Annotated in this window: 10 protein-coding genes; all 10 read left to right on the forward strand. The window is 48.1% G+C overall.

All coding sequences use genetic code 11. The features are described 5' to 3' along the window. The first annotated feature begins 17 nt into the window (after positions 1–17). The 10 genes from ligA (at position 18) to FYJ45_RS08505 (ending at position 12,306) form a co-directional block, all read left to right on the forward strand. Positions 18–1,982, forward strand: a complete 1,965-nt coding sequence (gene ligA, locus FYJ45_RS08460; RefSeq protein ID WP_154464262.1) for an NAD-dependent DNA ligase LigA — start codon at positions 18–20, stop codon at positions 1,980–1,982. 6 nt (positions 1,983–1,988) lie between these two features. Next, complete coding sequence (gene metA, locus FYJ45_RS08465) at positions 1,989–2,906, forward strand: homoserine O-acetyltransferase MetA (RefSeq protein ID WP_154464247.1); 918 nt, start codon at positions 1,989–1,991, stop codon at positions 2,904–2,906. 53 nt (positions 2,907–2,959) lie between these two features. Then, positions 2,960–3,379 carry a sensor histidine kinase gene (locus tag FYJ45_RS08470; RefSeq protein ID WP_154464248.1) on the forward strand — a complete coding sequence of 140 codons (420 nt, stop codon included), beginning with the start codon at positions 2,960–2,962 and terminating at the stop codon, positions 3,377–3,379. Positions 3,380–3,753: 374 nt separating this feature from the next. Continuing rightward, positions 3,754–3,957, forward strand: a complete 204-nt coding sequence (locus FYJ45_RS08475; protein ID WP_154464249.1) for a hypothetical protein — start codon at positions 3,754–3,756, stop codon at positions 3,955–3,957. Further along, on the forward strand, positions 3,878–5,566 hold the full coding sequence (locus tag FYJ45_RS08480; RefSeq protein ID WP_154464250.1) for an NAD-dependent epimerase/dehydratase family protein: 1,689 nt from the start codon (positions 3,878–3,880) through the stop codon (positions 5,564–5,566). Before FYJ45_RS08475 ends, FYJ45_RS08480 begins: the two co-directional genes overlap by 80 nt. Before the next feature lie 4 nt (positions 5,567–5,570). Next, positions 5,571–6,482 carry a hypothetical protein gene (locus FYJ45_RS08485; protein WP_154464251.1) on the forward strand — a complete coding sequence of 304 codons (912 nt, stop codon included), beginning with the start codon at positions 5,571–5,573 and terminating at the stop codon, positions 6,480–6,482. Continuing rightward, positions 6,466–9,522 (forward strand): GT4 family glycosyltransferase PelF, encoded by a 3,057-nt coding sequence (gene pelF, locus FYJ45_RS08490; RefSeq protein WP_154464252.1) that lies wholly within the window; start codon positions 6,466–6,468, stop codon positions 9,520–9,522. The genes FYJ45_RS08485 and pelF overlap by 17 nt, the downstream gene beginning before the upstream one ends. Further along, positions 9,498–10,931, forward strand: coding sequence for an exopolysaccharide Pel transporter PelG (gene pelG, locus FYJ45_RS30555; protein ID WP_154464253.1), 1,434 nt, complete (start codon positions 9,498–9,500; stop codon positions 10,929–10,931). The genes pelF and pelG overlap by 25 nt, the downstream gene beginning before the upstream one ends. After that, complete coding sequence (locus FYJ45_RS08500) at positions 10,924–11,577, forward strand: hypothetical protein (RefSeq protein ID WP_154464254.1); 654 nt, start codon at positions 10,924–10,926, stop codon at positions 11,575–11,577. Before pelG ends, FYJ45_RS08500 begins: the two co-directional genes overlap by 8 nt. A gap of 24 nt (positions 11,578–11,601) precedes the next feature. Beyond that, the gene (locus FYJ45_RS08505) at positions 11,602–12,306 is read left to right on the forward strand and encodes a DUF4832 domain-containing protein (protein ID WP_195841735.1); all 705 of its coding nucleotides are present in this window, start codon (positions 11,602–11,604) and stop codon (positions 12,304–12,306) included. The last annotated feature ends 490 nt before the right edge of the window (positions 12,307–12,796 follow it).

The raw sequence follows: 12,796 nt of genomic DNA on the forward strand, positions 1-12,796 counted from the left end.
AGGAGCGTTAAGTGCAGATGGACAAGACTGCAAGAATGAAGGAACTGATCGCAAAGCTTGGAGAGGCCGCGAAAGCATATTATGCCGAAGATCGCGAAATCATGAGCAACTACGAATATGATAAACTTTATGATGAGCTGACAGCACTGGAAGAGGAAACGGGCACCGTTATGGCGGGAAGCCCTACCATCAGCGTAGGGTATGAGGCTGTTGACGAGCTGCCCAAGGAGCGGCATGAAAGCCCCATGCTTTCGCTGGGAAAAACAAAGAGCAGGGAAGAGCTGAGGGACTGGCTGGGCGCGCAGAAGGGACTGCTGTCCTGGAAGCTGGACGGCCTGACCATCGTCCTGACCTACCGCGACGGCCGGCTGTTCAAGGCCGTCACAAGAGGAAACGGAGAGATCGGGGAAGTGATCACCGGCAATGCCAGGGTATTTGTGAATGTCCCGCTGGCAATTCCTTACCAGGGAGAACTTGTTCTCCGGGGAGAGGCTGTCATCACTTATGAGGATTTCCGCAAAATCAATGAACAGATCGAGGACGCCGACGCCAGATACAAAAATCCGAGGAATCTCTGTTCCGGTTCCGTCCGCCAGCTGAATAATGAAATCACCGCACAGAGAAACGTCCGTTTTTTTGCCTTTGCCCTTGTACGCGCGGACGGAGCGGACTTTCAGAATTCGAGAAAAGAACAGTTCATATTTTTAAAAAAGCAGGGCTTTGAGGTGGTGGAATATCAGGAGGTGGATGCACAGTCCATCCTGTCCGCTGTGGAGGATTATGAAAGCCGTGTGGCGGAATATGACGTTCCCTCGGACGGACTGGTGCTGATTTATGATGATATTGCTTACGGTCAGTCACTGGGCCGGACAGCGAAGTTCCCCAGGGATTCCATCGCCTTTAAATGGGCGGATGAAACCGCGGAAACAACGCTTCAGGAAATCGAATGGAGCGCAAGCCGTACGGGGCTGATTAACCCGGTTGCCATATTCGATCCGGTAGAGCTGGAGGGCACTACGGTGAGCAGGGCCAGCGTGCACAATGTGAGCATCGTAAAAGCGCTGAAGCTGGGAATCGGGGATCGGATTACCGTTTATAAAGCCAACATGATTATCCCCCAGATCGCGGAAAACCTCACCGGAAGCGATACGCTGGAAATCCCCCATACCTGTCCGGTCTGCGGCGGAGAAACCAGGATCGAGCAGGTGAATGATGTACAGTCTCTCTACTGCATGAATCCTGACTGCGATGCCAAAAAGGTGAAGTCCTTCACTCTTTTTGTCAGCAGGGACGCCCTGAACATCGATGGACTGTCGGAGGCCACACTGGAAAAATTCCTGGGAAGGGGCTATCTGCATACCTTTGCCGACCTGTTCCATCTGGAGCAGTACCGGGAGGAAATCGTGGAAATGGAGGGCTTTGGCGAAAAGTCCTATCAGAATCTGGCGGACAGCATTGAAAAATCCAGGAAAACCACGCTGCCCAGAGTGATCTACGGGCTGGGGATCGCGAATATCGGCCTTGCCAATGCAAAAATGATCTGCCGTGAGTATCATGATGATCTGGAACGCATGATGCAGGCGGATGTAGAGGAATTAAGCCTGATAGACGGCATAGGGGAAGTCATCGCCGGAACCTTCCATGATTACTGGCAGTCCGAAAAGAACCGTGAGAATATGAAGAAGCTGCTTGAGGAGCTGGAAATCGAGCAGATAGAGGTGGACGAATCCGCACTCACCCTGAAGGGGATGGTGTTTGTCGTTACCGGAAGCCTTATGCATTTTGACAGCAGAAGCGAGCTAAAGGAACTGATCGAAAGCAAAGGCGGCAAGGTGACCGGAAGCGTTACCGGAAAGACCACCTGCCTGATTAATAACGATTCCGCCTCAGGCTCTTCCAAGAACAAGAAGGCCAAGGAGCTTGAGGTTCCCATCGTTACAGAAGAAGAATTCATGAAGCAATATCTGGATATGGAGGTATAAGAAGCAATGCCGATTAAAGTACAAAGCGATCTGCCCGCAAGGACAATACTGGAAAATGAAAATATATTTGTCATGGACGAATACAGGGCGCAGCATCAGGATATGCGTCCCCTTGCGATCTGCATTCTCAACCTGATGCCAGTGAAGCAGGATACGGAGCTGCAGCTGCTTCGCTCTCTTTCCAACACCCCCCTGCAGGTGGATGTGACATTTATGAAAATGAACAGTCATGTATCGCTGAATACTTCCATAACGCATCTGAATAAATTTTACAATACCTTCGATGAGCTTAGGGGAAAACAGTATGACGGCCTGATCATCACAGGCGCTCCCGTGGAACAGATTCCCTTTGAGGAAGTGGATTACTGGCCGGAGCTGTGCGAAATCATGGAATGGTCCAAAACCCATGTGACAAGCACCTTTCACATCTGCTGGGGCGCCCAGGCCGGCCTGTATTACCACTTCGGGTTGAACAAGGTGCTGCTTCCCCAGAAGCTGTTCGGCGTGTTTTCACATAAGGTATCCAACCGCAGGGTGCCGCTGGTGAGAGGCTTTGACGACTATTTTTATATTCCCCACAGCCGCCATACGGCGGTTTCCGCGGAAGAAATCCATGCATGCAAAGAACTGATGGTCATGGCGGAGTCTGAAGAGGCAGGCGTCCTGCTCGCCATGGCGGGAGACGGCCGGCAGATTTTTGTTATGGGGCATCCGGAATATGACCGGTATACGCTGCATAATGAGTATATGCGGGACAAGGAAAAGGGACTGCCCATCCAGGTGCCAAAGAATTATTATCCGGATGACGACTGTACCAGACGGCCTAACCTGCTGTGGAGATCCCACTGTAATAACCTGTATACCAATTGGCTGAATTATTACGTATACCAGGCAACTCCCTACGAATGGGGCCAGCTTGTATAAAATATGCATATGCATAAGCTTCAGCCAGGCTGACCTCTGAAAATGGCAGCATCGTGAACGAGGAGGTCAGCCTGGAAGAACTCCTTGCAGAGTCAGCAGAGGAGCTTTCCAGGCCGATCCAGGAAAAGCATCTGACGGTTTCCATCGGAAGCATGCCTGGCTTAAAGCTGACAGGCAGCCGTGTGATGCATTCCCGTGCGGTGGGCAATCTGTTCGAAAATGTGGTAAAATACAACAGAGATTACGGTACAATTTCCATTTCAGCCAGAAAAGAAGCAGGAAAAATAATTATGAGGATGGCAGATACGGGAATCGGAACCCCAAAAGAGGAAATTTCCCGCATATTTGAACCGTTTTACAGGGTGGACAAGTCCCGTTCCCGTGCCATGGGCGGATCGGGATTGGAACTGCCGCTTGTAAAGGACATCCTGGAAAAGCATGGAGGAAATATTACGGTAAAGAGCACTCGGTGAATCCACTGTGTTTATACTTGAATTTCCTGAAAATTATTTTCGGGAATTTATTATGGATGCGGATTAAAGAAAGATAAAAACCTGACATAATAGCAGCAGAACTCCAGTACCGGATAATAATCTGGCTGGCAAGTTCTGCTGTTTTTTGTTATAGATTTTAATATATTTTCTGTTATTTTGGCTTTTTGTGGAATACAGCATACCATACATTGAATGAACAAATTTTCAGATTTTGTTGAAGTGGAGGAAATATAAATATATTATAAATAAATAATTACATATTTTTGATTAAGAGTATTATAAAAAGGCAAAATAAGCAATGAAAGATATCCTTGTAACTGGATACAACAGAATAATAAAAGAAATTCTCTGGAGTGACCTGGCAAAAGATTTCCGGGTTATTACTGCTGGAAGCGGCGCATGCCCATGTGGACAAAGTGGTGATACTTTCCTCCATTGAAAGCATGAACTATGTTCCTGCCATAGGGACAGGAGGTATTGAACTGGACAGGAATTTCTATCAGGCCGCATCCCTGCGCGCCGATCAGATGGAAAAAATGTGCCGTTTTCCTGGGTAAACTTTTCCGGAATATTTATGAAAACAAAAAATTACTCCTGCCTTACAGAGAGAATGACCGGGTAGATTTTATCAGTCAGGAGGATTTTGCGGAGCTTCTCAGGCGTATTGTTGAAGAGGATGAAGATGAGTGCGGCAGTTATTTTGTCAGCAGCGGTTACCGTCATACCTACGGGGATCTGGCTGCTGTTTTGTCCTCCCTGTCACCTGGCCTGCGTATCCTTTATGAAAATAAGGCGGATGTAATCCCCAGGGAGGATTATCCCTTTGAACTGAGGAAAATTTATGGCTGGATTCCCAAAGAAGATGTCATGGAACAGACTGCATGGCTTTATGAACTTTTTTGCAAAAAAGTGATGAAAGGGAAGCGTTCCCTTCGGGACTGGCTTGAAAAGCTTCTGAACCGACAGGAAGGGATTTTCAAATATGTGGAGCTGTTGGTTGTTTTTCTGTTCACAGAGCTTCTCAACCATTATCTGGGTGTAAAAGTGTATTTCCGCTTCGTTGACATCCGCCTGTTTTTTATTGTTATCATGGGCACAATTTATGGAATGCGGACCGGACTGCTGGCGGCACTGCTGGAATGTATCGCTCTGTTTGTGCAGTATCTGGGGATCGGCGTGGACTGGACGCTGCTGTTTTACAATGTGGAAAACTGGATCCCCTTCATGATTTACCTGATGGCCGGTTCCGTAACGGGTTACATAAAAAATAAAAAAACGGAAGAAATCAAGTTCTCACGGGAAGAATACGGACTGCTTCGGGATAAATACCTCTTCCTGAATGAAGTATACCGAAGCGCCGTGGAAAATAAAGGAGAATATAAAAAGCAGATACTTGGCTTCAAGGACAGCTTCGGCAGAATTTTCGATGCAGTGCAGCGGCTGGACAATATTCTGCCGCAGAGCATATTTATTGAGGCTCTGCTGACAATGGAGGATATTCTTGAGAACCGCAGTATTGCTATTTATTCCGTGGATCAGTATGAACGATTTGGACGTCTGGTGGTCTGTTCCGATCAGCTTCGGACTAAACTGCCAAAATCCATGGTGCTGGAAGAATCCGGAGGCCTTTTTGAGATGGTCCGGGAAAGAAAAATTTACAAAAACACGGAAATGCAGGAAGGGATGCCTGTTTACGCCAGCGGAATCTTCCGGGAAGAAAAGCTTGTTCTGTTCGTAGTAATCTACGAAGTAAATCCAGATCAGTACGGTATGAACTATATGAATATTTTCCGTATCCTGTGCGGCCTGGTTCAGACCTCTTTTCTCAGGGCACTGGATTATGAAGAGCTTGCGGAGGAAAAAATCTATTATCCCCAGACCAATGTGGTGCGCAGGGAACGTTTTATGGAAATTCTTGCCGTCCAGTCCGAGATGAAAGAAAAAAAGATAGCGGACTACGTTCTGGTGAAGCTGGAGGAAAAGGAACGGCACAAGGTCAGCGATTCTCTTTCCAGAATCATCCGGGCGGCGGATGTGATCGGAGAAGGAACGGATGGAAATCTGTATGTTCTTCTCGCTCAGGTTAATTTGGAAAGTTTTCATTTTGTGGAAACCCGGCTGGCCGGAACCGGACTTTCCTATCAAGTGGTAGAGAAAGTGGGGTGACAGAATGGGCCTGTGGATGTTTGTGTTGTTCCATTGTGTTTTGTGCCTGATTGCTGCGATACTGATGTATACGCATCTTATGAAAAGCCGCCCCATGATTCTTCCGATTGTATTTCTGGTTCCGGTATTCGGTTTTTCCTGTCTTCTTTTCCTGGAATGGGAATCCAGGGGAGATCAGGAAAACAAAAAGGAAATCGGCATTGAAAAACTGAAAATTAATGATGATATCCACAGAAGCATCCTGATGGAGGAGGATCCGGCAAGGGATCTGATGGTGCCGCTTCAGGAAGCGCTTCTTATGAACGATGCTTCCACACGAAGAGAGCTTATGATGGATATTTTATATGATGATGTGGGCGAATATGTAGAAGTGCTGAAGAATGCCCGGATGAATGATGATACCGAGGTAGTTCATTATGCCACCACCGCCATGGTAGAACTGCAGAAGGACTATGAAACAAAGCTGCAGAAACAAAAGGAGGCCTTTGCCTTGGAAGAAGATGCCGGACTTCTGGATGAATACATACAGACACTCGAAAAATATGTGGAAAGCGGCCTGCTGGAGGGGAATATGCTGAAAAACCGCAGACTGGAACTGTGTGGGCTGCTGGAACGAAAGCTCACACAGCGAAAAGAAGAAGGGCATGAGGAGCTGCCCCTGTACTGCAAGAAATTTGAACAGGATTGTGCCCTGGGGGAGTATGAAGATGCCCTGCGTATGGCTGACGCCGCCATAAGGCTCTGCCCCCAGCAGGAGGAAGGCTATCTGATGAAAATCCGGCATGGGGTAATGACAAAGAATCCGGAACAGATTGGGACGGTAATCGGCCTGTTGGAAAACAATAAAGTATATCTTTCTCCAGCTGCAAGAAGAACGGTGGACTTCTGGAAGGAAAACGATGAAACGGAAAGCTGAAAAAGAAAGCGCCCGGCCAAAGAACAGAATATTGAGGCTCCAGTTTGGGAAAATGCAGTGGGCGATGATTTTATTCGGACTGATGATTGTGGTCCTGCTGTTTGAAAGGCGCAATGTGAAATACGAACATTCCGAAAGCAGCCTGCCCATACTCAACAGTGAAAGCTTTTCCGGACCATCTGTGCAGCAGGAGCCGGAATGTCTGCTGCTGTGGGACAGCACACAGGAGGATTCCGTAAATGCCAAAACGGAAATGTCTGCCGTCCTTTCCCAAATGAAAATTCCATTTGAAGAGCAGGACTGGGAACAGAATAAAGGAACCGCCAGTTTCGGTTATGAAAATATTATTCTTGCGGTCAATCAATATGAAAAACTGGGAACTTCCCTGCTTGAACTGTTTGATCACATTAAGGCCGGCGGTAATATGCTGGTGCTCTGTCCGCCCGAACCTGACACTTATCTTAAGCTTGTCAGCGATAAAATGGGCATCCGTGATGTGGGTGCGACCCGGTACTGTGTGGAAGGGCTGCGTTTTAAAAGCGGGTTTATGATTGGCGGAAAGGACAAGGATATCGAGGTGAGTGATCCCTTTGATTCCGCGCTGTCCGTTACGCTGGAAGAGGGCGCTGCCGTACATATTGTCAGTGCGGATGATAAGGAAATGCCTCTGCTATGGGAGTATGCATACGGCGACGGCAAGGTAGTCTTTTACAATCTCAATTTTTTTGAAAAGGTATACAGAGGTTTTTACTGCGCCGCCTACAGCCTGCTGTCCGATGTCTGCGTATGGCCTGTTATCAATGGTTCCGCCTTCTATATTGATGATTTTCCCTCCCCTGTGCCGGCGGGAGAAGGGGAATTTATCCAACGGGACTATCACATGGACATCAAAATCTTTTACACTAATGTATGGTGGCCGGATATAGAAGAACTGTGGAAAAAACATGGAATCCGGTATACGGGTCTGGTCATTGAGGATTATTCCGATGAAAACCAGGCGCCGTTTGAAGGGAATGACGATCTGCAGCGGTTCCGCTATTTTGGCAACAAGCTGCTGGATGACGGCGGGGAAATCGGTTTTCATGGGTACAACCACATGCCTCTGGTCCCTGAAGATTTTGATTATAAAAACCAGTTTGATACCTACCGGCAATGGAAAAGCCGGGAAGATATGCGCCTGTCCATTGAGGAGCTGAACCGCTTCTGTACCTGGCTGTTCCCGAAGGAAAAATTCCAGGTGTATGTACCTCCCTCCAATATTCTTTCGGAGGAAGGCCGGCAGATTCTTGTGGAGGATTTTCCCCAGATACGGGCGAACGCCAGCATTTGTACCGTGCATATTGTCAGCGTTGATGACAGGGAGCTTCCGGTTCTGTGGGAAAGGAAATACAAAGATGAAACGATTGTCTTTGACAACTTCGGCATTATGGAAAAGGCTTATCGGGGAATCCATGCGGCGGGTTACAGCCTGCTGGGGGAGGCCTTTGCCTGGCCGGTAATCAATGGCAGTTCTTTTTATCTGGATGATTTTCCCTCTCCGGTCCCTTCCGGCGCCAGTGAGTATATACAGCGGGATTACGGGATCAGTGTTAAAGATTTCTATACCAATGTCTGGTGGTCAGATTTGCTGAAGCTTTCGGAAAAATATGGCTGTCGGTACAACGGCATGGTCATTGAAGATTATAACGATCAGGTGGAAGCCCCTTTTAAGCCGAATCAGAATATTCAGCGCTTTCAGTATTTCGGTTCCTCTCTTTTGAAAAACGGCGGGGAAATCGGTCTGCATGGATACAATCGCATTCCTCTTTGTCTGAAGGGCTTTGATAAAAGCTTCGGGGACGGCTATGTACAGGGAACCTACGATCGGCTGTTCGATTATGGTTATTGGAATTCAAAAGAAGATATGGAAGCCGCCATGCATGAACTGGTCCGTTTTACAGAGAAACTGTTTCCACAGGCTTCGGCCAGTGTCTATGTCCCTCCTTCCAATATTCTGTCCGAAGAAGCCAGAAGCATACTGGCTGAAGAATTTCCGGATATTAAGGCCATTGCCAGCATTTATTTTAAAGGCGATGTGGAATATACCCAGGATTTTGAGGTGGCTGCCGATGGACTCGCGGAAACGCCGCGTATCATATCCGGTTATATCATCGATCCTTATATGGAAATGGCGGCCCTTTCCGAACTGAATCTGCATTATGTTAATTCCCATTTCCAGCATCCCGATGATGTCCTCGATCCCGACCGTGGTGCTGAAGCAGGATGGGAAACGATGAGAAGCAGGCTGGAGGAATATCTCGCCTGGTTATATGGAGCGGCGGATATGATTACCAGCCTATTCGGCAATGCCAGGAAGATCCAGATCGATATTGGCTGCGCACCGGAGCGCTGCAGGGTGATTCCCAACGGAATCCATTATAAACGCTTTTGTGACATCCCTCTTAAGGAAGAGGAGGGCTGGACGGATATCGGAGCGGTGGTTCGCCTGGCGCCGATCAAGGATATAAAAACGCTTATCTATTCATTTTATGAGCTGAAATTCCGGCTGGAAAAGGTACGGCTGCACATTATCGGACCGGAAGATGATAAACAGTATGCGCAGGAATGTTATGAGCTTGTCAGGCAGCTGGGAGTAAAGGATGTGCTTTTTCCCGGTATGGTGAATGTGCTGGAATATATGAAAAAGCTGGATTTTACCGTTCTGACCAGCATTTCGGAGGGGCAGCCGCTTTCCGTTCTGGAATACTTTGCCGCAGGCAGGCCCTGTGTCACAACGGATGTAGGATGCTGCCGGGAACTGCTTAACGGAATGGAGGGCGATGAGCTTGGCAGCGCGGGCTTCTGTGTGCCTCCCATGGACAGGGAAGCCCTCTGCAGCGCTATGGAACGGATGTGTCTGCGTGTGGAGGAACGTTACCGGATGGGACAGAACGGGAAGAAAAGGGTGGAACAATTTTACCGCCATGAGGATATGATTCAAAATTACAAACAGGTTTATGCAGAGGTAATGGGAAAATGGCAGGGATCGGATTCAGTCTAAAAAAGCTGTTCAATAAAAAAGGGGTATTCAATCTGTGCCTCGCATATGGATATGCAGGGCTTATCTGTGCAGGACCGATGATCCTGGGTGTCATTCTTTTGACGGGAGTTGCCTTTCTGTCACAGCTGGCAGGCATGGATCAGCATCACAGAGAGCTGCTTAACTGTATGCTCACTTACTGTCTGCTGGCGTCCCTTACCACTACCAGTATTTTCAACATGGGAGTGACCCGTTTTGTTTCGGATATGCTGTACGAAGAAAAAGCCTCAAAAATTATGCCCAGCCTCTATGGCAGCTGTGCCATCCTGCTTGTGGGAGGAGCTTTTGTCTGGTGTGTTTTCCTCCATTTTTCAGGAGTGTCGCCGGTATATAAGCTGCTTTGTCTGTGGTTCTCGGTGGAGGTACGTTTTTATCCGAAATATAAGAACTATTACAGCCTGTTTAACGACAACGGTTCCATACGGGATATTGAACAGGCGGAAATGGAAATGCTTGCGGTGCTGAAGCAGGAATTGACCTTCAATGCACATAAACAGCTGATTTCAACGCTCCTGTTCATTGTAATCGGTTCCCTGGTGCTGGAGATTCTGCCCCTGGGCATGAATGATACTTCCATGGGAATTTACCGCCTGCTGTGCGCCGGATACGGACTTTATGCGATCAGCAACACCGTTATGCTGATTCTCCTGTACTTTGAAGACTATGCCGGGGCGCTGATGGGGACAACGGCTTTTGCGGCGGTGAGCATCCTGGCTACCGTATGGCAGATCCTGTTCGGGGAAGTAAACTATTATGGCTTCGGTTTCCTGCTGGGGGGCCTGTCGTTTGCGGCACTTATACTGGGTTTGTTCATTTATAAGATATATCAGATTTATTTCGGAGGCGTGGTATTTTCCCGTTCCTTTGCAACAACCCTGGTGGGGATGACGGTGCTGACCTGTATGCTGACGCTGGCCATCAGCACAAATATCGTAATATCCCTCGGTATGGTGGGCGCACTTTCCATTGTCCGTTACCGTACCGCCATAAAAGATCCCATGGATCTTTTGTACCTGTTCTGGGCGATATCGGTTGGTATTACCGTGGGAGCAAACATGTATGTACTGGCTCTGTCGGCCTGTGTCCTGATGGTAATTCTAATCCATCTGCTTTACCACAGACAGAAAAGAGGAATGATTTACATCATGGTGGTACATTATGAAGGAGAGCTTACCGGAGATGAAGTACTGCGCGCCATGAAAAAAATCAAATACCAGATGAAGTCCAAGACGCTGCGGGGCAGCTTGACAGAAATGATGCTTGAGGTTTATTGTAGAACTGACAGCACGGTTTTCCTGGAGAATATCCGGGCAATCGAGCAGGTGAAGGATGTGACGTTAATACAGTATAACGGAGAATATCATGGCTAATGGTACAAGAGTGAAAATAATTACAGGGGTGGTTATCCTGCTGGCGGCGGCTTTCGTGCTTCTGGCTTTTTACATGATCCCCCGCATTTATAATCTGTCTGCCTCGGTAGATTTTACAGCCGGAGACGGGGTGTATGAAAATCCGCTGATGGGATATGTTAACTGGGCCAGACATCCTGAAGAGGCCCAGACGGGACAGCTCGTTTATATTGATGTAACCTGGGCGGAATGGGAACCCAGGGAAGGGCATTTTGATATAAAAGGGCTGGAAGAAAGGAACCATATAAAACGCTGGAAGGACGAAGGGAGGCATGCGGTTCTGCGTTTTGTCTGCGATATGCCCGGAAGTGAAAAGCATATGGACATTCCCCAATGGCTCTATGAAAAAACAGCCGACGGCATATTCTACGATACGGATTATGGAAAGGGATACGCACCGCCCTGGCTGCGCTGGGCAGCTACTGCAGTCAGGATACCTTTGTTTCCTATGTGCAGTTTGGAAGCCTCGGGCACTGGGGGGAATGGCATACAAAGTATGAGGATGGCGTACCGCCCATGCCGGACGCAGAGGTATGCTGGAAGTATGCCGGCCAGTATGCAGACAGCTTTATACATGCCAGACTTCTCATACGCAGGAACTATGTGATGGCCGATGGCCGTAGACGGGGGTATGGGACTGTATAATGATATGACCGGCCTGCCCGGGGATACTCTGGAATGGCTGGATTGGCAGGAAAACGGCGGTGCTTATGAAACACCTGGCAGGCAGATTCCCTACGCTCCTGTGAAAGCTGTCTGGAACAATGCGCCTGTGGGCGGAGAGTTTACAGGAGAGCTTCCCCTGGAACAGATGCTGGGGGAGGATCTGGAGCAGACTCTTTCTTTAATTGATCGGTCACATATGACTTTTATCGGACCGCGTGCTCCGGAAGGAGAAATGCTTGCATCTAATGGAGCTGCAGAGATATTAAAACATCTCGGCTACCGTTACCGTATTTCACATATGGATATTAAAATGGATTACTTCAGACAGTCCTTTAAGGTGGAGCTTGTATGGAAAAATGACGGTGCGGCACCTATCTACTTTGAATGGCCGGTTATGATGTATATTTATGATGCGGAAGGAAACAGACGTTACTGGGAAGGCGTGGATGTGGATCTGACGCAGCTGACTCCGGGTAAAACGGTGACTACTGTGAATGATATTCCCTTTAATGATCTTTTCAGGAAGGGTTATACTATCGGGATCGGGATTCTGGATCCCCAGACTGAGGAACCTGGAATTGAGCTTGCCATGAACAAACGTTACCAGGATGGCATCAATATTATTTACAGCTATGACGGAAATGCAGGTACCGTATTCGGGGAGGAATGAAAGTCGTTTTTGTCAGGGGCAGGCGGAAGTGCCTGCAGAGATAGTGTCAAATGATGTATGAAAAAAAGAGTCAAAAAAATAGGCTCAAAAGAACCTTGAAAACTGCAGATATTGATACTTGAAAGCTCTCCGAGGGCATAGGGCTCTGCCCTATGTATCCGCAAGGGACTTGTCCCTTGACCCATTATCGGGCGTTGCCCGAACCCATCCTCGCCGGAAGGCAGGAAAAGGGCGCATTTGCCCCCTTTTCTGCACAGACAGGATACTCCGTGAACCTTATGTCAAGTGACTTTCGCGGCATAACGGGGCGTAGCCCCATTATTCCACGGTTCACCTGACAACGGTTCCGCTCCGTTATGCGGATGCCTGATTTTGAAGGTTCAGGATCGTTTGTTGTCCGAGAAAGATAAGGAGCTGCCACTTGCCCGGCATGTTGTCGGCACCTTTCAGCATCTCAACCTCATTCAATACTTTATATCCGGTATGTTTA

Source organism: Eisenbergiella porci (genome assembly GCF_009696275.1).
GTDB lineage: Bacteria > Bacillota > Clostridia > Lachnospirales > Lachnospiraceae > Eisenbergiella > Eisenbergiella porci.